The sequence below is a fragment of the Psychrobacter sp. AOP7-C1-14 genome (assembly GCF_052376135.1).
In the GTDB taxonomy this organism is placed as follows: domain Bacteria; phylum Pseudomonadota; class Gammaproteobacteria; order Pseudomonadales; family Moraxellaceae; genus Psychrobacter.
On sequence record NZ_JBQSVH010000005.1, the window covers coordinates 137,016 to 162,758 of the forward strand.

Annotated in this window: 23 protein-coding genes and 1 pseudogene; 8 read left to right on the top strand and 16 right to left on the bottom strand. The window is 43.5% G+C overall.

Translation table 11 applies throughout. The features are described from left to right. Nucleotides 1-166: 166 nt before the first annotated feature. From ACT3QN_RS05945 to ACT3QN_RS05955, 3 genes are all read right to left on the bottom strand, one after another. A complete protein-coding gene (locus ACT3QN_RS05945) occupies nt 167-331 on the bottom strand; it encodes a hypothetical protein (RefSeq protein ID WP_444523040.1) in 165 nt (54 codons plus the stop codon). A gap of 151 nt (nt 332-482) precedes the next feature. Further along, nucleotides 483-710: a hypothetical protein gene (locus tag ACT3QN_RS05950; protein WP_444523039.1), complete on the bottom strand. Its 228-nt coding sequence runs from the start codon at nt 708-710 to the stop codon at nt 483-485. Nucleotides 711-923: 213 nt separating this feature from the next. Continuing rightward, nucleotides 924-1,751 carry an IclR family transcriptional regulator gene (locus ACT3QN_RS05955; RefSeq protein WP_444523038.1) on the bottom strand — a complete coding sequence of 276 codons (828 nt, stop codon included), beginning with the start codon at nt 1,749-1,751 and terminating at the stop codon, nt 924-926. A 176-nt stretch (nt 1,752-1,927) separates the two neighbouring features. On the opposite strand from ACT3QN_RS05955, the gene ACT3QN_RS05960 reads away from it, so the two are divergent. Both ACT3QN_RS05960 and ACT3QN_RS05965 read left to right on the top strand, forming a co-directional pair. Then, on the top strand, nt 1,928-3,112 hold the full coding sequence (locus ACT3QN_RS05960; protein WP_444523037.1) for an acyl-CoA dehydrogenase: 1,185 nt from the start codon (nt 1,928-1,930) through the stop codon (nt 3,110-3,112). A 204-nt stretch (nt 3,113-3,316) separates the two neighbouring features. Then, nucleotides 3,317-4,525: a CaiB/BaiF CoA transferase family protein gene (locus ACT3QN_RS05965; RefSeq protein WP_444523080.1), complete on the top strand. Its 1,209-nt coding sequence runs from the start codon at nt 3,317-3,319 to the stop codon at nt 4,523-4,525. Nucleotides 4,526-4,693: 168 nt separating this feature from the next. On the opposite strand, the gene ACT3QN_RS05970 is transcribed toward ACT3QN_RS05965, so the two are convergent. Then, nucleotides 4,694-5,455: an IclR family transcriptional regulator gene (locus ACT3QN_RS05970; protein ID WP_444523036.1), complete on the bottom strand. Its 762-nt coding sequence runs from the start codon at nt 5,453-5,455 to the stop codon at nt 4,694-4,696. 220 nt (nt 5,456-5,675) lie between these two features. Between ACT3QN_RS05970 and ACT3QN_RS05975 the strand changes: the two genes are divergently transcribed. The 4 genes from ACT3QN_RS05975 to ACT3QN_RS05990 all read left to right on the top strand — a co-directional run bounded on the left by ACT3QN_RS05975 (nt 5,676) and on the right by ACT3QN_RS05990 (nt 10,326). Further along, nucleotides 5,676-7,139: an NAD-dependent succinate-semialdehyde dehydrogenase gene (locus ACT3QN_RS05975; RefSeq protein ID WP_444523035.1), complete on the top strand. Its 1,464-nt coding sequence runs from the start codon at nt 5,676-5,678 to the stop codon at nt 7,137-7,139. 142 nt (nt 7,140-7,281) lie between these two features. Beyond that, nucleotides 7,282-8,556, top strand: coding sequence for a 4-aminobutyrate--2-oxoglutarate transaminase (gene gabT / locus ACT3QN_RS05980; protein ID WP_444523034.1), 1,275 nt, complete (start codon nt 7,282-7,284; stop codon nt 8,554-8,556). 87 nt (nt 8,557-8,643) lie between these two features. Further along, on the top strand, nt 8,644-8,862 hold the full coding sequence (locus ACT3QN_RS05985; RefSeq protein ID WP_444523033.1) for a hypothetical protein: 219 nt from the start codon (nt 8,644-8,646) through the stop codon (nt 8,860-8,862). Between the two features lie 21 nt (nt 8,863-8,883). Next, a complete protein-coding gene (locus ACT3QN_RS05990; RefSeq protein WP_444523032.1) occupies nt 8,884-10,326 on the top strand; it encodes an APC family permease in 1,443 nt (480 codons plus the stop codon). 77 nt (nt 10,327-10,403) lie between these two features. On the opposite strand, the gene ACT3QN_RS05995 is transcribed toward ACT3QN_RS05990, so the two are convergent. The 6 genes from ACT3QN_RS05995 to ACT3QN_RS06020 all read right to left on the bottom strand — a co-directional run bounded on the left by ACT3QN_RS05995 (nt 10,404) and on the right by ACT3QN_RS06020 (nt 18,423). Further along, nucleotides 10,404-11,777 carry an NAD-dependent succinate-semialdehyde dehydrogenase gene (locus tag ACT3QN_RS05995; protein WP_444523031.1) on the bottom strand — a complete coding sequence of 458 codons (1,374 nt, stop codon included), beginning with the start codon at nt 11,775-11,777 and terminating at the stop codon, nt 10,404-10,406. A gap of 84 nt (nt 11,778-11,861) precedes the next feature. Beyond that, complete coding sequence (gene aguA, locus ACT3QN_RS06000; RefSeq protein WP_444523030.1) at nt 11,862-12,977, bottom strand: agmatine deiminase; 1,116 nt, start codon at nt 12,975-12,977, stop codon at nt 11,862-11,864. A 68-nt stretch (nt 12,978-13,045) separates the two neighbouring features. Beyond that, nucleotides 13,046-13,915, bottom strand: coding sequence for an N-carbamoylputrescine amidase (gene aguB / locus ACT3QN_RS06005; protein ID WP_444523029.1), 870 nt, complete (start codon nt 13,913-13,915; stop codon nt 13,046-13,048). A gap of 136 nt (nt 13,916-14,051) precedes the next feature. Further along, nucleotides 14,052-15,545, bottom strand: coding sequence for a Na+/H+ antiporter NhaC family protein (locus tag ACT3QN_RS06010; protein WP_444521686.1), 1,494 nt, complete (start codon nt 15,543-15,545; stop codon nt 14,052-14,054). 198 nt (nt 15,546-15,743) lie between these two features. Further along, nucleotides 15,744-17,075 (bottom strand): NAD(P)/FAD-dependent oxidoreductase, encoded by a 1,332-nt coding sequence (locus ACT3QN_RS06015; protein ID WP_444523028.1) that lies wholly within the window; start codon nt 17,073-17,075, stop codon nt 15,744-15,746. A 1-nt stretch (nt 17,076) separates the two neighbouring features. Continuing rightward, the gene (locus ACT3QN_RS06020) at nt 17,077-18,423 is read right to left on the bottom strand and encodes a glutamine synthetase family protein (protein ID WP_444521688.1); all 1,347 of its coding nucleotides are present in this window, start codon (nt 18,421-18,423) and stop codon (nt 17,077-17,079) included. A gap of 356 nt (nt 18,424-18,779) precedes the next feature. On the opposite strand from ACT3QN_RS06020, the gene ACT3QN_RS06025 reads away from it, so the two are divergent. Together ACT3QN_RS06025 and ACT3QN_RS06030 are read left to right on the top strand one after the other, a co-directional pair. Then, complete coding sequence (locus ACT3QN_RS06025; RefSeq protein WP_444523027.1) at nt 18,780-19,517, top strand: gamma-glutamyl-gamma-aminobutyrate hydrolase family protein; 738 nt, start codon at nt 18,780-18,782, stop codon at nt 19,515-19,517. Then, nucleotides 19,495-20,178: a cupin domain-containing protein gene (locus ACT3QN_RS06030; protein WP_444523026.1), complete on the top strand. Its 684-nt coding sequence runs from the start codon at nt 19,495-19,497 to the stop codon at nt 20,176-20,178. Before ACT3QN_RS06025 ends, ACT3QN_RS06030 begins: the two co-directional genes overlap by 23 nt. A 100-nt stretch (nt 20,179-20,278) precedes the next feature. On the opposite strand, the gene ACT3QN_RS06035 is transcribed toward ACT3QN_RS06030, so the two are convergent. The 6 genes and pseudogenes from ACT3QN_RS06035 to ACT3QN_RS06060 form a co-directional block, all read right to left on the bottom strand. Next, the gene (locus ACT3QN_RS06035) at nt 20,279-21,589 is read right to left on the bottom strand and encodes a glycosyltransferase (protein ID WP_444523025.1); all 1,311 of its coding nucleotides are present in this window, start codon (nt 21,587-21,589) and stop codon (nt 20,279-20,281) included. A 151-nt stretch (nt 21,590-21,740) separates the two neighbouring features. Beyond that, nucleotides 21,741-22,613 (bottom strand): TIGR03915 family putative DNA repair protein, encoded by an 873-nt coding sequence (locus tag ACT3QN_RS06040; protein ID WP_444523024.1) that lies wholly within the window; start codon nt 22,611-22,613, stop codon nt 21,741-21,743. A gap of 76 nt (nt 22,614-22,689) precedes the next feature. Then, complete coding sequence (locus ACT3QN_RS06045; RefSeq protein WP_444523023.1) at nt 22,690-23,958, bottom strand: putative DNA modification/repair radical SAM protein; 1,269 nt, start codon at nt 23,956-23,958, stop codon at nt 22,690-22,692. 141 nt (nt 23,959-24,099) lie between these two features. Next, nucleotides 24,100-24,675 carry a hypothetical protein gene (locus tag ACT3QN_RS06050; protein WP_444523022.1) on the bottom strand — a complete coding sequence of 192 codons (576 nt, stop codon included), beginning with the start codon at nt 24,673-24,675 and terminating at the stop codon, nt 24,100-24,102. Nucleotides 24,676-24,882: 207 nt separating this feature from the next. Next, a complete protein-coding gene (locus ACT3QN_RS06055) occupies nt 24,883-25,470 on the bottom strand; it encodes a hypothetical protein (RefSeq protein ID WP_444523021.1) in 588 nt (195 codons plus the stop codon). Nucleotides 25,471-25,473: 3 nt separating this feature from the next. Further along, a pseudogene (locus ACT3QN_RS06060) lies at nt 25,474-25,743 on the bottom strand (hypothetical protein); the annotation flags it as partial.

The following is a 25,743-nucleotide window of genomic DNA, read 5'->3' on the forward strand; positions in this document are numbered from 1 at the left end:
GATTGATATAGATAAGATGCTTACGTTTATCGCGTCCATCATACACGTATGACATCATTACGTCGGTATCAATGGGTAACAGGGCAGTAATACTAGGGCGTGACCTTAATCCTAATAAAGTCCTATTAATCACTATTTATAAAATAAGGATGTCCCTTTATAAGCTTTAGCAAATAATTCGCACTAAAGTTTGATTGTTATTAATAGTGTCAAAAGTAATTTGAGCGGGCAGAAACTGCTCAAGCAGCCATGCTTGGGTTTTGGTATATTGGCTGATGATTCGTGTGGTAAATTCGCCACCACCACCGACGGGCGCAAAGCCTGCTTGCAAGCATTCGATCGATATTCACTTGTATACCAAATAAAAGGGTTTAAAAAATACCGTATGGCGCATATTTTTTAAACCCAATAAAACGGTGCTATTGATAGATAAGTACTTGATAGATAAGTACTTAATGCTTTAGTACTTAGTTATCACTGGCTTAACTGTTGAATTTCTTCGCTATCAGATCTTTAATAAAGGCAATAACAGTTGCGCTGTGCTCAGAGTTTTTAATCTCATCTAATAGCTCAGACTTTGACATGCTTTGATATCTTTGAATGTCATCGCTACTGATATCTTTTGCGCTATTAATCAATGCTGATAAGCCATTGTTGTCGGCATTATCACCGCCAGTTACAGCGCCTAACATATCGTTCATGTTTATCATTGGTATTTCCTCATACAAAAATAATTATTAAATGGTTCAATGTGAAAGGTGATTTATCACTCATACTTTAGTTTACCGCATCTATATTCGCTTAGGGGTATTAAAGTTACTCTTTTTAAATAACGATTATGTGTAGGGCAAACCAGTTTTAGTTCACATTGCCATATTGCTAAGTAAAAATACCTGTGCTAGAGCTTTATTGTTTATTCTCTTCTAAACCCCACCACCAATCCGCTCCGCCAATGCCTGCAATTTTGGCACTATCATCGCAGCATACTCATCCGCTTCCCAGTTGGCACTCGGCACACTGGCATTGAGCGAGTAAGCATATTGCCCCGTGGCGACATCAAACACGCCAACCGCGACTGCCAATATGTCAGTAGAAAAATCCCCATCAGACACGGTATAGCCATACTTTTCATAATGCTCTGCCGCGCTGGCTAGAGAACTTTGTGCATGGTCGTATTCTTCAATAGACAAATTCTCTTGCAGATTACTAATGATGACTGCCTGCCTAGCTTGCGAGCTTGCCGCATAAAAAGCCCGTCCAATGGCAGTGCGTGCAACGGGCACCGCTGAGCCAACCTGTAAGTTGACCGATAGGCGAGCAGGACTACGGCAACAAGCGTGATAGCGCATTTCTCCTTCGACTTCAGTCGCTAGATTCACGGATACTTCATTTTCACTAGCGAACTGCCGTAATAATGGTTCAGCTGCTGCCACCATATCGTGACGACTCCATGCGGTTGCACTGAGGCGCACAGCGCTACTACCTAATTGGTACTGTCCGTGCTCAGTGATACGTAAAAACCCAAGCGTCGTTAAGGTATGAATAAGGCGAGTAACGGTTGCCTTTGGTAGTGCTGTCATCTGACATAGCTGTTGATGGGTGAGCCGTTCATCATGTTCAAACGCTGCGAGTATCGTCAGTCCACGACCTAGTGCTGTGACGAACTGTCGATCACTTTCTCCTTTATTTTGATTCATGATTCCATGTATTTTTTCTAATAGTGGAGTAGATGTTGATAAGGGTTTTGTCATTTTATACTCATCTTTTTTTAATAAAGGTTTACAGCGCGGCGAAAGTTTGGTTAAATAGTTTTAATTTATGAAACTAAGTTTCGCATAGCGGAATAATAAAGTCAATGACCTGTCAGGCCGAATGACGCATCAATCACTATTCGTCAGTCAGGATGACTGATACCAAGGAGAACCACATGGCAACATCTACCAGCCCACGCTTTGATTGGGAAGATCCTTTCTTATTACGTGACCAACTCACGGAAGAAGAGCGCATGGTCACAGACAGCGCCCGTCAGTTTTTTCAAAAAGAGCTGATGCCTGGCATTATCGAAGCCAACCGCAATGAAAATTTCGATCGTAATATCATGCGTCAAATGGGTGAAATGGGTCTGCTAGGTGTCACGATTGAAGGTTATGGCTGTGCTGGCTTATCGAGTGTTGCTTATGGTCTGATTGCAAAAGAAGTAGAAGCCGTTGATTCGGGCTACCGCTCAGCGATGAGTGTGCAGTCAAGCCTCGTGATGCATCCTATTTGGGCGTACGGTACTGAAGAGCAAAGAGAAAAGTATTTGCCAAAGCTTGCGACAGGTGAGTACGTCGGCTGCTTCGGTCTGACTGAGCCAGATTCAGGATCTGACCCTTCATCAATGTCGACACGTGCGCGCACAGTCGATGGTGGTTACGAGCTGACTGGTAATAAAATGTGGATTACCAACAGTCCTATCGCCGACGTGTTTGTCGTATGGGCAAAAGATGATGCGGGTGAGATTCGTGGTTTTGTGTTAGACAAAGGCATGAAAGGATTATCTGCACCAAAAATCGAAGGTAAGTTCTCATTACGTGCCTCAGTCACGGGTGAGATTGTCATGGACAAAGTATTTGTCCCTGAAGGCAATGCTTTCCCAGATATTCGTGGTCTAAAAGGACCATTTGGTTGTTTGAATAAAGCCCGTTATGGTATCGCTTGGGGCAGTATGGGCGCGGCTGAATTCTGCTGGAAAGCGGCTCGTCAATACACGCTAGACCGTAAGCAGTTTGGTCGTCCGCTCGCCGCAACGCAGCTTGTACAGTTAAAACTAGCTAATATGCAAACGGAAATCAGCTTAGGGTTGCAAGCAGCACTACGTGTCGGTCGCTTGATGGATGAAAACAACGCTGCGCCTGAGATGATTTCACTCATTAAGCGTAATAACTGCGGTAAAGCGCTTGATATCGCTCGTATTGCTCGTGATATGCATGGCGGTAACGGTATCTCTGATGAGTTCCATATCATCCGTCATGTGATGAACTTAGAAGCGGTCAACACTTATGAGGGTACACATGATATCCATGCGCTTATCCTAGGTCGCGCGCAGACAGGTATTCAAGCGTTCTTTTAAGCGTTTTTAGCTAATAGTGTTTGGTACAACTGTATTTTATGACGTACGTGACTGCTTGGCTTTTTATTAAAAGAGCATAAACAGTAGCGTACGTTTTTCAGTTGTTATTCAGGATGTAACTACTTAGCAATTACATCCTGAATAACAATTTTATGATTAAAAGTCAAAAAATACGCGACAGAGTAAGGGAGTCTCATGACAGATATGACAGATATGGCTAATATGCCAAAGAGTGCATTGCATGGTATCAAGGTGCTCGATTTGTCGAGAGTGTTGGCAGGGCCTTCTTGTACGCAAGTATTGGCCGACCTCGGTGCTGAAGTCATCAAAGTTGAGCGTCCGCATATCGGTGATGAAACGCGGCATTGGGCGCCGCCAAAGTTTAGCGACGACACCTCCGCTTATTATGCGACCATTAACCGCAATAAAAAATCACTGACGGTAGATATCACTACGCCAATAGGGCAAACTATTATCAAGCAGCTAATTGCCGAGAGTGATATTTTGGTCGAAAATTTTAAGGTGGGCGGACTGAAAAAATACGGTCTAGATTACGACAGTCTAAAGCAAGACAATCCGCGGCTGATTTATGCATCATTGACAGGTTTTGGTCAAACAGGTCCTGATGCTGCGCGGCCTGGTTATGATTATATTATCCAAGGTTTATCAGGACTGATGAGTATCACGGGTCCAAGCGATGGCGAACCACACAAGGTTGGCGTAGCAGTTGTTGATCTATTTGCAGGTTTGCAACTGACGATTGGTATTCAGGCGGCACTGCTGGCACGTCAACATACTGGTGTTGGGCAACACGTCGATGTGGCACTGCTTGATAGTGCGCTTGCCATGCTCGCTAACGTTGGTATGAATCATCTAGCATCCGATAAGATACCGCCAAGATTGGGCAATCAGCACCCTAATATTGTGCCGTATCAAGTATTTGCCGGTGAAGGCGAGCATCACTTTATCTTAGCCTGTGGTAATGACAATCAGTTCGCCAAACTGTGTGACGTGCTCGCAGTTGATTGGCATACTGATGAGCGTTTTTCGACCAACCCACAACGCGTTGCCAATCGTGAACTGCTGTGTGGCGAACTAACGAAGCAATTTGCTAAGCAGTCTCGCACCTATTGGTTAAAGGTTTTAGATCAGGCTGGCATACCATGCGGAGCCATTCATAATGTGGCGGAAGCCTTAGCCATGCCGCAAGCACAAGCCCGCAACATGATTGTAAATTTCACTGAGCAAGGCAGTCCAGTACGCGCACTCGGAAATCCTATCAAATTGTCCGGATCACCTGTCAGCTACCGTTCACCACCACCGCAGTTGAGTGAACATACTGACAGCACACTTGCTGATTTGGGTTATGACAGTAAGATGATTGCTAAGCTAAAAGCCGATGGGATTGTTTGAAAGCGCTTTGACAGCCGTATATTTACAACGATAAGTGTTATAAATAATCAAGACAGCTGACAGCTGACAGCTGACAGCTTAAAAGCTTCAGTAATAATAAAATGAAAAGCAGATAGAACGGGTCTCAGAATGCAGCAGAAAACTCTGCGACCTATTTTCTATCAGCTATCAGTTCGCCGTAAAGCCTAAATGCAGCTCGATTTGTTCGGCCAATTCAATCAATACCGCACTGACCTCAGCCCGCTTAGATTCATACTCTCCTTGCAAAAAACTCACGGCCATACCAGCGACCGCATTGCCTGAGGCATTACGGATATGGGTGCCCAAGCAGTACATCCCATCGCGCAACTGTCCATCATCGAGAGACACGCGGCTTTCTTGTATCGCTGCAAGCTCGGTAGCCAAATCAGCAAAGTTACTGACACCATTCTGAGTCATAGGCGTTGGAAATGTATCTTGATACAACGATTTGATACCGTCCATCGATAATGTCGATAGCATGGCTTTACCCGTCGCAGAAAATACCGCAGGTACGCGAACGCCTGCACGAAAAGTAAAACCAAGCGGCTCAGGCGACTCATGACAAGCCAAAAATACCACTTCTCCCAAATCAAGCTTCGATAAAGTTACGGTGTGCTGAAGCAGTACTGGATATTGCACAATCAAATCTTTAAACAACTGCACAACGCCTTGCTGCTGCTCGTACTTGCCTGCCCAATACATCAAATACGAACCTAAATAAAAGCGGCTTTCAGAATCCTTATAAATGACATGCTTGGCGAGTAGGCTTTGCAAAATATTGTGAGTGGAGCTACGCGGTAGCCCAAGTTCTTTTGCGATATGAGCCGCTGTCAAAGGCTGTAAGCTATCGGTAATCAAGTCCAAAATCTGAAACGTTTTATCTAGCGCAGGCACGGCAGTCGAACTCATAAATAACCTATAAAGTGAAATAAAATAAAAAAGTACAAGATAATTTTCAAAATAATGCGATTAAAGGTTGCAAATCACGTCATATCGTTCTTATAATGATGTCTCGTATATAGAATACGTGTTCAGTATATTGAACAAAAAATAAATTATCAATAACTATTTACGACTGACCATTGTACCCATTCTTATAAACACATCCTATATGACAAGGAGCGTCACCATGTCACACGCGCTGCAGTTATCAAATCCAGATTTACTCAAACAATCTTGCTTCATTAAAGACGGCTGGCATGCTGCTAGTGATGACGCTGTGCTTGATGTAAATAATCCTTTTAACGGCGACCTTATTGGTACTGTACCAAGCCTCACGACAGAAGATGTCAACGAAGCAGTTGCTTATGCTCATGATGTCCAAGCAGACTGGGCAGCAAAAACAGCCAAAGAGCGTGCAGAGTTATTGCAAAAGTGGGCTGATCTGATCGATGCCAATAAAGAAGATTTGGCCATCATTATGACCGCTGAGCAAGGCAAACCGCTTACTGAATCACGTGGTGAAGTGGGTTATGCTAATAGCTTTATTCGCTGGTTTGCTGAAGAAGGCAAGCGTGTCTATGGCGATGTGATTCCAGCTAATAGCGCACAGCTACGTCATGTTGTTCTCAAGCAGCCAGTTGGTGTTTGCGCAGCTATCACACCTTGGAACTTCCCAGCTGCGATGATCACGCGTAAAGTTGCTCCTGCACTAGCAGCAGGCTGTACGATTATCGTCAAACCTGCTACCGAAACGCCATATTCTGCATTGGCACTAGGTGTATTGGCAGAGCAAGCGGGCATCCCAGCTGGTGTTATTCAGGTTGTGACAGGAAAATCATCAACCATCGGTGACATCTTAACGGGTGATGCACGCATTCATAAATTGTCATTTACAGGCTCTACAGAAGTAGGTCGTACGTTGATGGCACAATGTGCGCCAACTATTAAGAAACTGTCATTAGAGTTGGGTGGCAACGCGCCATTTATCGTCTTTGATGATGCGGATCTAGAAAAAGCGGCTACCGGCTTAATCGCTTCTAAATATCGTAATGCTGGTCAGACTTGTGTTTGCGCTAACCGCGTATACGTTCAAGACAGCATTAAAGATAAATTCTTAGAGGTCTTTGTCAAAAAAGTCGCTGAGTTAAAAGTAGGTAACGGTTTAGAAGAAGGCGTAGATATCGGTCCTCTTATCAACCAAAAAGCGTTAGATAAAGTCCAAGCCTTATTAAAAGACGCACTGGATAAAGGCGCAAAACTGGTCACTGGCGGTAGTGTCAATGACGCTTCAGAATTGACTTATAACCCAACGGTTATTACAGATATTAGCAGTGATATGGACATCGCTTCTGAAGAAATCTTTGGACCAATTGCGACCATCTTTACCTTCAAAGACGAAGCAGAAGTTATTCGTGCTGCTAACGATACTATCTATGGCTTGGCCGCTTACTTCTATAGTGGTGATTATGCTCGCTCATGGCGTGTGACTGAAGGCTTAGAGTACGGCATCATTGGACACAACACTGGTTTGATTTCTACAGAAGTTGCGCCATTTGGTGGTGTGAAGCAGTCTGGCTTTGGCCGTGAAGGCTCAAAATATGGCATCGAAGATTATATTACGACCAAATATTGGTGTTCTGACGTTAGCTAATATAACGATAGCTAACGTACAAAGCACATTTTAATAGTAGCTAGTCATTGTGATTGGTATTAATGATACGAGTACCAATCACAGCAATACTGATAGTAATGAATTTAATACAACCAACACCACATGAAAAAAGGACATTCTGATGACTACGAACACCCAAACCACTAACGAAGCATTACTTGCCCGTCGTAAAGCTGTTTTACCAACAGGACTTGGGGTTGCCTTTCCTATCTTTGCAGAAAAAGCAAAAAACTCAGAGATTTGGGATGTTGAAGGCAAGCGTTATATTGATTTTATCGGTGGTATCTCGGTATTAAATACGGGTCATAGTCATCCAAAAATCACTCAACGTGTACATGAGCAAGTTGACAAATTCACGCACACTGCTGCACAAATTGTTAGCTATGAAAGCTATGTTGATCTTGCAGAAAAACTGTGTGAAAAAGCACCTATCAGCGGTCCAACCAAAGCGCTATTTTTGACCACTGGTGCTGAAGCGGTCGAGAACACGATCAAAATTGCTCGTGCCAAAACTGGTCGTCCAGGCGTTATCTCTTTTGTTGGTGGCTGGCATGGTCGCACGCTAATGTGCATGAGCTTGACTGGTAAAGTATTACCGTACAAAAAGAACTTTGGCCCAATGCCTGGTCCTGTGTTCCACGCATTGTTCCCTGCTGAAGAGTTGAACATCACAGAAGCACAAGCGCTACATAGCCTTGATATGATTTTTCAGGCAGATATTGACCCAAGTGAAGTGGCTGCAATAATTATTGAGCCTATTCAAGGTGAGGGTGGCTTCCATCAAGTCACGCCATCATTTGCTAAAGCATTACGTGAAATTTGTGATGAGCACGGTATTGTATTGATTTTTGATGAAGTCCAATGTGGTTTTGCTAGAACGGGTACTTTGTTTGCAGGCGAGCAGTTGGGTGTTGAGCCAGACTTAATGACCACAGCTAAGAGTTTGGCTGGTGGTTACCCTGTATCAGCAGTGGTTGGTCGCGCTGATATTATGGATGCGCCGCAAATGGGTGGTTTGGGTGGTACGTACTCTGGTAGCCCGATTGCGTTAGCGGCAGCATTGGCTGTAATAGAAGTGATTGAAGAAGAGAATTTGCTCGAACGCAGTGTCGTGATTGGCGATACCATTGCCGAATTCTTAAAAGGCTTAAACCTAAGTAGTATTGGCAACGTTCGCTATAAAGGTGCCATGCTAGCATTTGATTTAGTGGATAGCGAAGGCAAGCCAGATGCTGCTGCCACTGCTAACCTTAAACAAAAATCTTTTGAGCAAGGTTTGTTATTAGCGTCTTGTGGTATGTATGGCAATGCGATCCGTGTGATGGTGCCATTGACAGTTGAAGATGAAGTGCTACAAGAAGGCCTTGATATCATCAAAGGTATTCTAACTGCATAAAAAGTATTGAGTGTCATTTATTTTAGCGATGGACCGCTTTTAACCAAGTACAGCTATTTCAGGTACCGATATTGGTTAAAAGATTGTATGAAAGATAACGGCAAGGTTGCTCTTCTTATGACACTCACTTTGAGTGAGATTTTTAACGGCGCCTTGCAAGTCAAGACGCCGTTTTTGTTTTTGCTGTTTGAATACTATACCGATGGCAAATCTAAATTTTACGGCGACGCGACAGATACAACAAATATGATGGGTATTATCCCATTTAACAAAAATAGTGTAACTATAAAAGGTTTACACGGATGAAACACAGACAAGGAGTAGGTTATGTCTGAATTAAAAAAGTCGTTAGGGGTGTTCGATATCATTGCACTGGCATTTGGTGCTATGGTTGGTTGGGGCTGGGTGGTACTGGCGGGTAGTTGGATCATCTCAGCAGGTATATGGGGCGCAATTAGCGCCTTTTTGGTAGGCGGTCTGGTAGTTGTTTTGATTGGTGTGACGTATGCTGAACTTGCTGCTTCTATGCCAATTACTGGTGGTGAGCATACTTATACCCATCGAGCGCTAGGGGTTAATATTTCCTTTATTTGCTCGTGGAGTATTTTGTTTGGTTATTTCTCAGTCGTCGCTTTTGAGGCAGTAGCGCTGCCCACCGTCGTCGAATATATCATTCCTAATTATAGCCAAGGATATCTTTGGAATATTGCTGGTTGGGATGTTTATGCCACTTGGGTAGGCGTCGGTATGCTCGGCTCAGTGATTGTCACTTGGCTGAACATACGTGGTATGGAAGTCAGTGCATGGTTCCAAAAAACAGCAGTAGTCGGTATTTTTCTTGTTGGTGTATTACTGTTCGTGGGTGCATTACTATTTAGTCCTGAAACCTCTAACTCTGTACAAGCGCCTAACTTTATTGGCGGTATGGGCGGCATTATGACTGTGATGGTGATGGTACCGTTCTTATTCGTTGGCTTTGATGTCATTCCTCAAGCAGCAGAAGAGATCAACCTATCTCGCCCGAACATCGGCAAGTTTTTGATCGTCTCTATCATCATTGCCGTGCTATGGTATGTTGCTGTCGCTTGGAGTGTGGGTAAGACTTTACCGCTATTGCAAGCGCAAGATTCGACATTGGCAACGGCTGATGCGATGACCAACGCTTGGAATGGTCAATGGGCTGGTACGTTGCTGGTTATTGGTGGTGTGCTAGGTATTCTATCAAGTTGGAATGCGTTTCTTATCGGTGGTAGTCGTCTGCTATATGCTATGGGTAAAACGCATATGTTGCCACAGTTTTTGTGCAAGCTGCATCCGAAATATAACACACCCGTCAATGCGATTTTATTGATCGGTGGTCTAGCGACACTTGCACCATTGTTTGGTCGTAAAATGCTGGTATGGATTGTAGACGCTGGTGGGTTCGGTATCGTTATTGCCTATACCTGTGTGGCTATGTCATTCCTAGTACTGCGCTACCGTGAGCCTAATATGGTACGTCCATTTAGAGTACCAGCAGGTAAACTGGTGGGTATTATCACTATTATCCTAAGTATTGGTATGCTCACGCTTTATTTACCAGGTATGCCATCAGCACTCGTCCCGATTGAGTGGTGGATTTTCCTTGGCTGGATCGTACTTGGCGGGGTGTTGTACGGTTATGCTACGATGAAGCATCCTGGCAAAAGTAAAGACATTATGGACCATGAGCTGCGCGAGCTAAAAACGGCTAATCAGCAATGGTTAAAAGAAAATCCATATAAAAAGTAAACTTACTTTAATTATCGTCCCATAAAAAAGCCTAACGTCAAACGTTAGGCTTTTTTTATTCAACTAAGTTTAATCTATTAAGACTTATCACGGATAAGCTTATAGTTTAAGAACTCGGTAATACCAAGGGTACCAAGTTCACGGCCAAAACCTGAACGTTTAACACCACCAAATGGCGTATTAGCCTCAGAACCAGAAGGTGCATTAATAGTAACCATACCCACTTCTAATTTGTCAGCAATTTCAGCAGCCAGCGCTGTATCTTGCGTTTGGATAGACGCACCTAGACCAAAAGGCACATCGTTGGCAATCTTGATAGCATGTTCGATGTCATTTGCTTTGTAGACGACTGCTACAGGACCAAACAGCTCCTCACTATATACGTCCATTGATTCAGTCACATCTGTCAGTACTGCAGGCTTAAACCAAGCACCAGGCTTGTCTTTCTCCATGCCACCTTCTACCAATACCGTCGCCCCTGCTTGGATAGCGCTGTCTAGCTGCGACTGCAAATTGACCGCAGCAGCTTTTGACGACATTGGGCCAATGAACGTATCTTCTTTAAGCGGGTCAGCCAAAGTCATGTTACTGACTGCATTGGTAAAGCCTTCAACAAATTTATCATAGACTGATTCGATAACGATCAAACGCTTGGCTGCGTTACAGGCTTGTCCAGTATTACCGAAACGACCAGAGATAGCGCCTTGTATCGCTTGCTCGATATCGGCATCAGCTGCAACGATAAAGGCATCTGAACCACCCAATTCTAGAACGACTTTTTTGAGTGCGCCACCAGCTTCTTTTGCCACGGCTTGACCAGCACGTTCAGAACCTGTTAATGAGACACCTTGTACGCGTGCGTCGTTGATGATGGTCGCTGATTGCTCGTTGGTCGCAAAGATATTGTTATAGACACCCTCAGGTACGCCAGCATCTTTAAAGATATCGACGATAATTTCTGCGGTTTTTGGACACTGCGGTGCATGTTTTAAGATAATCGTGTTACCCGCCATAAAGTTTGGCGCGACAAAACGGGCTACTTGGTAATGTGGATAGTTCCACGGCATGATGCCTAAAAGCGCGCCTACAGGGTGTTTTTCTACCGATGCTGATCCGCTATCGACGTCAATAGTGCTAGGTGCTAGCAGTTGCTCAGCGTTGTCTGCATAGTAGCGAAAAATATCAGCAACCAGACCGATTTCGCCTTTTGCCTGTGCAACGGGTTTACCCATCTCATTGGCGACGATGCGTGATAGTTCATCTTGACGCTCAAGATAGATATCAGCGATTTTATGCAGTAGTGCACTGCGCTCATCTAATGAGACGTGACGCCAGTCTTGATAAGCGCTGTCGGCTTGCTCAATGACCTGTTGGATATCTTGTTCAGTGGCAGTAGGGTAAGTGGCTTCTACTTCGCCAGTGGCTGGGTTATTAACCTGATAGTCGCTCATATTGTGTCCTTTATTTTAAAATATTATTGAGTTTATCGTCCATTTGGGTTTATCTTTTTATACGAACACTTTTACTGAATAGTTTTAGTTGTTACTTTTGACTGATGGTTTTGGTTGCTGCTGCGTAATACAGTGAATATTACCGCCACCAAATACAATCTCTCTTGTTCGTACTCCCACTACCTGATGTTGAGGAAAGACTTTTTCAAGCTGTTCGATGGCGAGTGCATCATTTATATCATCATATTGCGGTACGATGACCGCGTCATTACAAATCAAAAAATTGGCATATGAGGCAATACAGACATCACCTGTCAGACGTGGTTTGGCATCATCAGATTGGACAATATCGTAATCGTCAGGCAAGGTCACTGGCTGCTGGGTGCAGCAAAGCTTATGAACTTTTAGATTTCTGCCTTTTGCATCGGTCATATTTGAGAGCTGCTTATAGGCTTTTTGCGTTGCTTCATAAAACGGATTTTCAGGATCATCGGTGAACAAGCAAACCACTTCACCCGGGCGTGCAAAGCAGGCAATATCGTCAATGTGACCTGTAGTTTCATCAGGGTCAATACCATCATCAACCCAGAGCACTTTTTGAACATTAAGATAAGCTTTTAATTTGTCCTCAATCTGCTGCTCGTTAAGATGTGGATTGCGCCCCGGACTTAGCAGACACATACGCGTGGTCAGAACCGTGCCTTCACCATCAACATGAAACGCGCCGCCTTCCATAACGAAGTTATCCGTTCGATAACGCGGAATATCTAGCTGCTCGCACAGTCGTTCTGCGAGCTTATCATCGTCATCCCATGGTGAGTAGAGACCGTCATAGTCTCCGCCCCATGCGTTAAATGTCCAATCACAAGCACGTAGCTCACCTGCGTCATTGATTAAGAACGTCGGAACGGTATCACGTGCCCACGCATCGTTGCTAGGCATAGAGATGACGTTGATATCATCAGGTAAGCTATCGCGGCACTGCTGATAGTCGTCAGGATTGACCAGCACGCCGACTTCACAAAAATTGTTAATCGCCAATGCTACATCAGCATAAGCTTTTTTTGCAGGGACAGCTTGTTGTCGCCAGTTGTCAGCACGGTATGGCCAGACCATCCAGACTTTTTGTATGGGCTCAAACTCTGCTGGCATATAAAAACCATCTTGCTGCGGGGTTGAGTCTGTCAGTAATATAGACATAAAATCACCTTATCGTACACGAGCGACTATAAAAATAATGAGAGTAAACTAAAGAAACGCAAATCGAGTTAACCGTGAGTGAGCAGCGTGCCATACATTGATGGACGACGATCACGGAACACCCCCCATTCTTGACGTTCGATAGCCAGTTGATCTAAGTCAAAGGTCATACTCATTACTTCACTCGTATCTGCTGACGCTTCCTTTATAATCTCCCCGCGACCGTCGGTAATGAACGAGCTACCATAGAACTGCATCGTGCTGTCATTGCCATTTTGACTGATAGTTTCAGTGCCAATGCGATTGGCAGCAATAACTGGCATCAGGTTGGCTGCAGAATGGCCTTGCATACAGCGCTGCCAATGGCCTTTTGAGTCGATGCCAAGCGTTGGCTCATCGCCAATAGCAGTCGGGTAAAACAGCAACTCGGCACCCATCAATGCCATGCTACGAGCGCATTCAGGGAACCACTGATCCCAGCAGATACCCACGCCAATCTTAGCGTACTTGGTTTGCCAAACTTTGAACCCTGTATCGCCAGGGGTAAAGTAGAATTTTTCGGCATAAGGAATGCCATCTGGGATATGCGTTTTGCGATAAGTGCCCAATATCTCACCATCGGCATCGATGACAGTGATGCTATTAAAAAAGGTATTACCTGATTTTTCATAGAAACTAATGGGTAATACCACTTCTAATTCTTTTGCCAGTTTTTTAAAGTGATTGATAGCGGCATTATCTTCGACTGAGGTTGCTAGTTTGAAATAGTCAAAATCATGAACTTGGCAAAAGTAGGGCGTCTCAAACAACTCTTGTAGCAAAATAATATTGGCACCATCATTGGCCGCTTTTTTTACTAAGTCAGTCGCGGTTGCAATGTTTTGCTGGATATCCCAACCGCATGTCATCTGAGTGGTTGCCACAGTAACGTTTCGCATGATTTGAATCCTTTTATTGATCGATAGGTAATACTATAGGTAAATGGTGATTTGTATTTTCTAACGAACAATTTCCCATCATTCGTTAGTGTATAGCGTAACCATAGTTAAGCTAATTTTAGACAAGTTTATACGCTTAAGCCATCATATAACCCAATCCTAAGAAAGTGAAGACAGTTAGTACTGCTCCTAACAATGCGTAAGGGAATTGGGTAAAGGCATGCTGCATAGGAGAGCAGCCAGCACCTTGCGCAGCAAGTAACGATGAGTCACTAAAGAAGCACGCATGACTACCGAACGATGAAGCCGATAACAAGGCGCCAATCATAAGTGGTGTGCTCACGCCAAGGGCGAGTGATATTGGGAATACAATCGGCATCGCCAACACGTACAGACCCCAGCTTGATGCGGTCGCAAAAGTTAAGAAAGCCATCACAGCGAAAATAATCGCAGGGAAGATAATGACCGTCATGTGCGGTGAGATAGCGTCAATGACATACATCGTCATACCAAGCTCGTCGTTAATGGCTTTCAAAAAGAAACCACCAATAACGGTCGAGAGAGGATAGAGCATGACTTTAAAGCCTTTAAAGATAGACTCCATTTGTGTCTCAAAGCTTAAAATACCTTGCATCCAATAGATAACAACCGTCACAAAACAGGTTAATAGTGCACCGCGTAACAGGTCAACTTCAAAGTAGATGGTCGAGACAATCAACAGAATCATTGGAAAAGCAAAATTAGCGATATTGGCTTTGAACGATAACGTGCGTTTGGCTTTAACATTTGAAACTAACTGCTCATCGACGAAAGCCTCTGGAACAGGGTTGCCAGCTTTGGCGCGTTTCTCAGCTCGTTTCATTGGCCCCCAGTCGCCTAGGATACCGTAAGCCACTAAAAATACGATGAGTAGCGCAAACCATGCATAGGCCATGTAAGGAATAGCGCTGATATAAAGTCCGATACCGCCGCCATCTGCCGCTACGCCATTTTCTTCTAGTAGACCTGCAAAGTAAACTGCCCAAGTCGAGATAGGCACGATGATACACATAGGAGCGGCGGTTGAATCGACAATATAGGCGAGCTTTTCGCGAGAGACATTATAGACGTCAGTGAGCTTTTTAACGGAAGTAGATACCGCCAAGCAGTTCAAGTAATCATCAATAAATACCACAACGCCCAACGCAAAAGTAGCCAATAACGACTGACGACGCGACTTGATGATTTTTTGTAGCCATTCACTAAAACCATTTAAGCATCCACTGATTTCAAGGAGCTGGATAAGACCACCCATGAGACCACAAACGAGTACGATCCAAATAATGGTTTCGTTACCGAGTACGGCTGAGATATTATCTGCGAAAGGGGAAACTAAATCGAATGGGTTGAGCATAACGAGGCCAGCGACGCAGCCTGCGATCATAGATTCAAAAGGACGCCTAGAGATGATAGCGGTGACTAATACTAATAAGGTGGGTAATAAGGACAAAGCACCCCAAGATTCATCTGGGCCGCGACTCATAGAAAGCCAAGCAAAGGCTAGATAAATAACAGCGGCTACTACTACGGTGAGAAAGACTCGCTTATTATGATAGTGCCCTTCGACAGCATCATTGAGTTTCATGTTCATGTTTACACTCCCTATAGAACATAATTTTTTAAAACAAACTCTATTTTGTGGTTGATGCTCGATAGAGAGTAGCGAAACAACTTTCTATCAAGCTTCCTATCACAGCAATCCATTACTGTGATAGGTCAGTGCAACAGTAGTTTTTATGAGAAAAGCGTTGAGTATATCGTCCGCTTTTATGCAAGGTTGATCATGTGTTTACATGCCAGTCTTGTCCTTTAGCGCGTACCACCATGACCCCATCATAGAGTAGGGCACTCGTAGTGCGCGACCACCAGGGAAAGGAATCCAAGGAATTTTCGTAAATGTATCAAACTCTTTTGTGTTGCCATTGATAGCATCGGCTAGTATCTGTCCAAACAGATGCGAGCCTGTCACACCGTGACCACTATACCCATGGGCAAAATATACTCGATCATGTAGCTTGCCCATTTGCGGCACACGTGAAAAAGACAGCGCAAAGTTACCGCTCCATGCATAGTCAATTTTTACATCACGCAGCTCTGGGAAGATTTTATTCATGTTGGGTCTGATTTTGGCAGTGATATCAGAGGGATCTTGACCGCCGTAGACCGTACCGCCGCCAAACAACATGCGCTTGTCTGCTGACAGACGATAGTAGTCAAGGATATAGCGGACATCTTCAACACAAACATCAGTAGGGAGCAGCTGATCGGCCAAATCACCCAATGGTTCGGTGGCAATAATTTGCGTTGATACTGGCATAACTCGATCAGTCAGTTTAGGAATGACTTTGTTTAAGTACGCATTACCGCACATAACGGCTTGTTTACAAGTGACCGTACCAAACTCAGTAATGACCTTGATATGGTCATCAGCATATTCAACATCAACGACTAAGGTGTTTTCGTAAATAGTACCGCCACGTGATTCAATGGCAGCTGCTTCACCAAGCGCAAGGTTTAGTGGATGAAAGTGTCCACCTGAATGATCGATAACGCCGCCCACATACGCATCTGATTTGATGTGCTCTTGCATGCCGTATTTGTCGAGCATTTCACGGTCGTGCATACCATGGCTTTCCCACAGTGCATGCGTTTTTTGTAGGTCTCTTAACTGCCCGTTGTTTAAGGCGGCAAAGATGTTTTTTTCTTTCAGATCACAGCTGATATCGTAGTCTTTGATCAATCGGCGAATGATTTTGCCACCGCGAGTCACAAGCTGACCGACAAAATCGGCATTCTCTTGACCATAAGAGCTTTTGATTTTTTCCAAGCTGGCATTTAGACCATTGACAATCTGACCGCCATTGCGACCTGATGCACCCCAACCGATCTGTGCGCCTTCAAGTACGACCACTTCGTGATCTGTCTCCATGAGATGCAGCGCCGTTGATAAGCCACTATAGCCACCGCCGACCACGCAAATCTCAACATGAATGTCATTTTCTAGCTTCGGTCTATCTGGTTTAGGATTGCGACTGGCAGCATAATAGCTATCAGGATATTGCCCATTGTCTGAGTAGTGTGGAATATTGCGCGTGTTGTTAGACGGCTTGCTATTTGACATATTAGACATCCTGTAAATAGGTGAGGTATTCAAGATTGGTGACTTGCTGAGCAAAGCGCATGGCTTCTTGCTTTTTAACGGCAATCAGAAGTTCAATCATCTCGCTTGGGAATAGTGCATCAATGACGTCGCTGTTTTCAAACTGACGAATGGCTGATAACCAATCTAATGGCAAGGTTTTAAGGTCTTCATCATTATAAGTAATGCTGTTGATTGGATCTGGGGCTTCTAGTTTGTTTTCGATACCATACAGCATGCCTGCTAGTACTGCACTACAGACTAAGTAAGGGTTGGCATCAGCGCCTGAAACACGGTGTTCGATACGGCGTGCTCTTGAATCTCCACCTGGGATACGTACCGCTGCTGTACGGTTTTCATAACCCCATGACACATTATTTGGCGCCAAGGTACCTGGTGCAAAGCGGCGATAAGAGTTGACGTGTGGTGCAAACAGTAATGTGCAGTCTGACATAGTCTTCAGTAGTCCAGCGACGGCATGACGTAGCATATCCGAGCCTTCATCTGAACCATCGTCAAAGATATTGTTACCGTCTTTATCTAACAAGCTGCAATGTACATGAAAGCCATTACCTGACTGTAAACCAAACGGTTTGGCCATGAAAGTGGCGGTAAGCTTGCGACGAGCAGCGACTGCTTTGACGACTTGTTTGAATAGTATCGCATCGTCAGCGGCTTTTAGTGGATCATCGACATGTAGTAAGTTGATCTCAAACTGACCACAGCCGTTTTCTGCCAAGGCAGCATCAACAGGGATATCGAGTTTCTCACACTGAGCATAGACTTCGTCTAAAAACTCATCAAATTGTAATAAATCATTGATACTAAGAATAGAGGTTTTGTTCAATCTCAAGCCGCTCTTGGGACGGATAGGTGGCTTGGGTGTCTCTCCCTCAGTATAGTCAACCAAATAAAACTCTAGCTCGGTTGCCATGACAGGTGTCAAACCAAGCGCTTTGAATTTGTTGCTAATGAAATTCAGGACGTGGCGAGCATCACCGTAGTAAGGCTCATTGTCTTCGGTATAAAGCCAAACAGGTAGCAGAGATGATGGTGCACTGGTATTCAGAAGCGGAGAAGCAGCACGACCAGTAGGGCGAGCAATGGCATCGATGTCACCATTACACTGGGAAGATTCAATAACATCAGCACCCCAAATATCGACACCTAAAATAGATAGTGGTAATCGAATATCGCCATTTTGTGCTTTTCCCATTTGGTTATATGGGATGCGTTTACCGCGAAGTAACCCGTTGATATCACCCGCCGCAATATAAACATACTCGGTATTATTTGTTGCCGTACTTATAGTTTCACTATTCGTTGTCATCTCTTCTATCCCTGTCAGTTTCAAACGATTTTGGTTGGCTTTTATAATTTAACTAACAATATTAAATACTTAGTATTCAGTGCTTAGCGAATTTCAGAAAGCTATCTGTTAATGTGCACAATGTATAAAAATTGTTTTGTGTCATAAATATGTCTTTTAATATATGGATGAAGTTTATAGTTGTCAATATTTATTTTTATTTATCTAAAAGTAATTTATATAACTCATAATGGCTTAAATAATTGTTGGTGAAGTTTATAGTTTACATTTAATGAGATATTGTGCTAAATTTTGGTTAAGTAAATACTTACACCATCTGGACATATAGGTTCGGATATCATATCTAGGGAAAGAATATGTCTACTACTAAGCCAATTATCGCTATCGTGTCATGCCATAAGATGGTTGATGGTCAACCAGCACAAGCGGTATATCAAAAATATATCGATGCCATACAACACTATGGCGGGAACCCAGTATTATTACCTTATACCGCTGCTGATGAAGCAAACTTTGAGACATTGATGTCGCTAGTAGATGGTATATTATTGACAGGAAGTTATAGCAATGTTGCGCCGACACGTTATGGCGCGACACACGTAGAAGAAAAGCAAGATTTAAATCGTGATGAGCTGAGTTTTAAGCTATTAGATTATTCAGCCAGGTCTGGCACACCTTTATTAGCAGTGTGTCGTGGCTTACAAGAGATGAACGTGCATTTTGCTGGAACACTGTACCCAGATTGGCGTGAAATAGAAGGGTTTTATGAGCAGCATCTAGAAGACAACACGCAACCGCTCGAAGTACAATATCAGCCAGTACATGATGTCATCATCCAGCCTGAAGGAAAGCTTGCAGCATTTGGTGAGGAGTGGCATGTCAACTCGTTACATAAGCAAGCAATCAATAAAGTGGGTGAGGGGTTATTTGTTGAGGCAGTCGCACGTGATGGATTAGTAGAGGCAATCAGCTTAGCAAAACATCCGTTTATGATTGGTGTACAATGGCATCCTGAACTAAATTATGCCCAAGATGGTTTTTCCAAATTTTTATTTACGGAATTTATTCATTATGCCAGTCAAACAAAATCCTGATAACAACATCGATACTAATACCAGTATCGATGATGACATCAACGATGAAGAAGCGTGTTCTCCTGAAGAGCAGGATATGCTTGAAAATACTCAAGAGTTAGAAAAGCCTGAAGAGAATATTGGTAAAAAGATTAACCAATTGCGTCTTACTAAAGGTTTCTCGCAGCGTAAATTGGCGAGATTAGCAGGATTGACCAATACATCCATCAGTGCTATCGAGCGTAATAAGGTTAGCCCTGCTGTTAATACGCTAAAAGCAATATTGGAAGTGCTCGATTCTGACCTAAATACTTTTTTTAGTGACGAGTGGAAAGAACGTAAAGACAGAGTCGTTGTTACGCCAAAAGATTTGGTAGAAATCAGTGAGCCAAACAGTCGAGTCTCTATCAAACAAGTATTTAATGGTAGTCCGATCAAGAATTTAGGGTTTTTGATAGAGGTTTACCAGCCGAATAGTTCGACTGAAGATAGGATTTCTCATGAAGGTGAGGAGATAGGTACCGTGATCGAAGGCAAGATTATCATTCGTATTGATGATACTACTTACCTGTTAAATGAAGGCGATAGCTACGTGATTAAAACCTGTCTGCCTCATACTTTTATTAACCCAACTAATGCCATTACTCGCATTATCAGCGCGCATACTCCAGCGACTTACTAAACTGGCTTATTGGTTTGAGTACTCATCAACACTCAATATTTAGAAGGATCATTTTAATAAAGGCTACTTTCAGCGATGAAAGTAGCCTTTTTTTTTGCGTTCAATCTGTCGTAGTATCTGCTTTTCTCGGTTTTTCTTTCGTCAGTTTTATTTTTGGATTTTTAGCAACAGGTTCAATATTTTTGACAGCAACATTCAGGGCGGGTTTGGCCGCTTTCTTGAGGCTTTTTTTAATTCTTCGCACTGCTATTGCATCTGCCTCCGCTTGTTCTTCCGCTAGTGCTGCCTTATGTAAACCTTCATATACCTCAAGCGTCTTATCAATCATCTCACGCATGGTAAATTTATTGGTCATTTCAGGGCGAGTCACACTCTCCAGCTGATTTCTAACTGCTTTACAAAGCGCATTGGCATTGTACTTTTTGACCAGTCCTTGTGGATAAAGCGGTTGTAAAATCTCGCTAAAGGCTGCTTGATCCCAACCAATGACAGGCGTACCTAGATGTATGGCCTGTAGGGCGTTGATACCGATTGACTCTGGCTCATTGGCCAGTGCCATGACAATATTGGCCGCCGATAGCCATTCCCGCATATCATTACGTTTGCTACCTACATAAGTGATGCGTTTAGCAAGTCCCAAGCTGTTGGTACGTTGGCGAAAGTCTTCATGAGCGACATCACCATCTTTATAGTCTTCATCCATAATAATGACATGAATATTGGGGAACTGTTCTTGCAGGTTGCCCAAGATATCAATGAGCCATTCTTGTCCATACTCATTACCGATGACGGTTGGAAATACTAGCCATTTTTTGTGCTCAAGCTCAGGATACTCAGCGAAGGTATGGCGTAGCCAATAGACGGAAGGGTTATGACGATAAGGGTAGCGCCGAGTATCGATGCCGCGATAAATACGCGTGATGACTTTAGGGTCTACGTCCTCTAGGTCCTCGATGCGTAGTCCTTTTCTTAAGTATTGAGTGACACTATCAGATACAGTGATTATCGTATCAACGTTGAGCAAGGCTTGAGAGTACTTATTAATAGGATAAAAACCATACATGGTCGAGACCAGTTTGGGAAAGCGTTTGACGCGTGCACGGCGCAATGCCAAATGCAGTATCCATGCAGGTGTACGCGAGTGTATATGGATGACATCAGGTTCGTGCTTTTCTATCAAATGTCGCAGTGCAGAGACTTGTAGCAATGCTAGCCAAGACTTTTTATTCACATGCAGCTGATGGTATATATTGCCATCACGCTTGAGACGTCTAACCAAATCATTGTCTTCATCGGCACTCGAGACAATAATAGAAGTATGCTCATTTTTGACCAATGCCCGCCCAAGATGAAAAATGCCGCGCTCGGATTCATCATGCTTTAGAGACGACAGTAAGCGCATAACTTTCATAATAGCGTTGGTCACCAGTTAGTAATATCAATTTGCTATTGTCAGTGAAAAGCGACTAAAACTCAACCACCAAGATAAAAAGATGAGGTCAGATAGGCAGGGTTTTAGAATATATAAGTGTAAGACATAGATTAACGAATACTAAAAACCACTAACGCTTTTTTTGTAAATGCTCAGCATTAGGCAGCATTTGCTTTTCACTCAAGTATTTCCAGTAGCGTTGTGGCAAGTATTGTTTATGTAGTTTAGGGTTTTTGCGCTCTTTGATATTGACGTTGGTAAAGTACCCTTGCCAAAATTTTTGATAGCGTTGTTCGTTCTCGCTATGGATGCTGGCAGGATTGCGCAAGACTGCATCATCGAGATCGGTGATGGTTTGTAGCTTTGCTGGTCGTGACAACGTACTATTACTTTTATCATAATAAATGCCAAATCCGCGACTGATATCATAGATTGCCCAATGCTGATCTTGATAACGCTGACGAAAGTGTTCTCCGATCAGTGGCAGTACATTAAAATCAGGCTCTACACGTGCAAAATAAATATCGTCAGTGGTATGCTCAAAACGTACAAACGCCTCCATGCGATGTTTTTCACGGCCAACGGATTTGACTGTTTGTACTAATTCGAGAACATCTAAATTGCCAAGATCTTGCATGATATGGCGGCTAGGGTAGTCGATAGCGTATTTGACCACGTGGAATAACGTCGTACCGATATCCTCTTTCTCTGACAAAAACCCCCACAAGATATTTCGCATACCTGAGCGTCCTAGTAGCTTATTCAGTTTTGTGAGGACGCGCTCGGCTTTATCTTTATCCGTTGCTACGCTGGTTGCTTGAGCAATGAGTGAGGGCCTATAGCAATCTTGAGCGGTTAGCTTCAGTGATATATCGTTTTGTAGGCGGTTGGCATAGACATAGAACACCGCACTCAGCCAACCTTCAAAGCTAGGCTCATACAGTACAATGCTAGGCGTCAGTTGACCGACAGCGTAAGAGTCATTTTGCATAAGTGTTGACATGTTTTATCCTGTATTTCTAGCATAGATATAGTAGCGAGATGGCAATCTTCTCTAGCACAGGCTATCTAGAACAATTCTAAAATAAAGCCAACTGCCCGCTACGCTGATCTGTAAACTTAGTCTGCGTTTGAGCCAATACATACTGACGGAAATTATCGCGCGTCAAATGAGCAAGGTGTTCATTTTTGCCAGTGGTTGCGATGAAGTATTTGGCGCGGTTGACCGCAGCGCCCATTTTTTTGAGATGGTATATCGTCAACTGATTGAATTTACGAGCTTTGACGATTTTTTTGGCGGTTTTTGTACCGATACCAGGAATACGCACAATCATCTCATAAGTCGCTGTCTGGATGTTAACTGGGAAATGCTCACGATGGCGTATCGCCCACGCAAGCTTTGGATCACAGTCTAAATCTAAAAACGGCGACTCTGGCTCTACAATCTCATGCGCGCCAAAACCATAAAAGCGCATTAACCAATCCGCCTGATACAGACGGTTCTCTCGCACCATCGGCACAGGTGTGCCAATCGCTGGCAGACGATTATCAGAAAGCATCGGTACATAACCTGAGTAGTAAACACGCTTGAGGTCATACGTTTTGTAGAAGTGACTCGATAGCTGAATCACCTGCAAGTCAGTCTCGTTACTGGCACCAACGATCATTTGGCTAGTCTGACCTGCTGGCGTGAACTTAGGCGCTTTTTTATGGGTTTTACGACTTTCACGAATAGTGATGATTTCTTCTTTTACCGTTTCCATCGGTGCTTTTAATTGATCATGTGACTTTTCTGGTGCAAGCAAAGCCAATCCTGATTTAGTCGGAATCTCGATATTGACGCTCAAACGGTCCGCGTATAACCCTGCTTCTAGCAGCAGTTCTTTTGACGCGCCTGGTATGGTCTTTAGATGGATATAACCATTAAAACGTTCGCGCGTACGTAAGAGCTTGGCGACTTCGACCAGTCGCTCCATGGTATAGTCACCACTTTTAAAGATACCAGAGCTGAGGAAGAGCCCTTCAATATAGTTGCGGCGATAAAACTGCATGGTTAAATCGACGACTTCTTCGACACTAAACGCGGCACGCGGCGTCTCATTGCTTTTACGCGAGGTGCAATAAGCACAGTCGTAAATGCAGTGATTGGTCAAAAGAATCTTTAACAGGCTGACACATCGGCCATCTTCGGTATAGCTGTGGCAGATCCCCGTTGCTGAGGCATCGCCTAGTCCGCCGCCTTGGTTTTTACGAGTACCAGCGGAGGATGAGCAAGAGACATCATACTTGGCAGCATCAGCCAAAATATTGAGTTTGCCTTGTAATCTTTCATAATTGATGTTTGCCATAAGTCGCGTTTTACCAATTAATTGATGAAGGGTTATTTTACCAAAATTATCGCTAAGTCATTGTATTTATAGGTGAAGTTAAAATGATATGCGACAACGGTTGTCGTCACAAGGGTCTGTATCTTTGGATATGATTTGAAGTTATATGAATACTTTTTCAGCCAATAACCTAATGACCAAACCGCCAATAATACTTGTAATACCAAGCAATAAGAGAGGAATGGATAGTATCGTGAGTATCTGTGCTTGGCTTTTTTGAATCTCAATAGAGTAGTGGCTTAAATCAATATCTGCCAACGGTATGGCGCCTCCTATCATTACTTGAAATCTTGAAGTAATTGATCCTGGTACCAGGGTCAATTCGTAATGACCAACTTCCGCCTTAAAAGTGAAAAGCTCAACTTTTCCAGTTTGGAAATTGCTTGAGCGCGGAGACAGTATTGAGTGGTTAAGCTTAACTTCTTTATCAGTAGCGGTATTGCGGATATGTGGTCTAAACTGAGGTAGTGGCGTTTTTTTGAAAAGAGGGCCTTTGTGCCAGATTGCATAGACGCCTGATTTTGTAACAGTGAATAGGCCTAGGTTATCATTGTACGGCAGCGTCAATAATTTAACGCCATTGAATGCATTCTTAAACAATTTTATCGCTTTAAATACAACAAATATGCCGATAAGAATAAGGATGAATAAAAGTATTCTAATAGATAGGATGCTCATTATTCATCTTCCTTAGTGGTATAAACATACGTAATAAAATGTTTTAACCAATATCAGTACGAGGTGAATGTTAAATCAACACACATTTATTTATATCATAATCAGTGAACTATTTTTAAAAAGGGTCTTGCTGACTAGATAGCTAGTCCACAAAACCTTTTACATATACTAATAACTATTGAATTATAATACGCAGAAATCTCAGCTTTATTGTACCTTGGCACGTATTACGACGGTTTGACTACCATTGGCGTTAAGGTTTGCTAAGTTCCATTTCAGATCAGAGTAGTTTTCTTGTATGGCCACCGTATTGCCAATTTGTTGAATGGTTTTATAGCTGTTACCGTCAGTGGTGGCAAGTGTCGGTAGAGGACTGTTCAACGAGACCAGTTGGACACCACTTGGTAGTGATATTATGGCGTTGATATCGTTGACCGGCTGTGCCGTGGTATTGGTATACGTGGTGTGATACTCGATCACATCGCCTGAGGTAATATGATTGGCAGGACCGGCAATTTCACGTCCATCAGCATTTTTTAGAATTTTCATGACTTTAGTGTTGGCATTGACTACGTCAGGTGTACTAAAAGTAGGGGACAGTTGCAACGTATCTAAAGTTGTCGTCGTTGTCGTTACTTGATTGGTCACTGGCTGCTGCATAATCACTGGCGGGGTGACATTGGTTGAGACAGGTAGTACTTGCACCACACTACTGGCAGGTGTGGTAATCACATCTACTTTAGTGACGCGATTAGTCGTTCGATTGGTCACTGGTACGCTAGTAACGGTCGCCATACCTTAAACAACAGAAGACTGATGTACGACATAACGTAGGACAGTGGTCACCTGAGTCACCGCATACGGTATGCCGTCTTGCATAGTGATACCGCTTGGTGTCGCCGTAATAGTAGCAGTATTGCCATCAGAATATTGCTCGACCATAGTAGTGCTACCGCTGTTAGATGAACCAATAGCGACCTCAGGGGCAGCATTGACCGATGAGGCGGCTAACACGATACCTGCTATCAGTGCAGAAATAGCTGCATTTTTTGCCATAGTCGTTTTAGC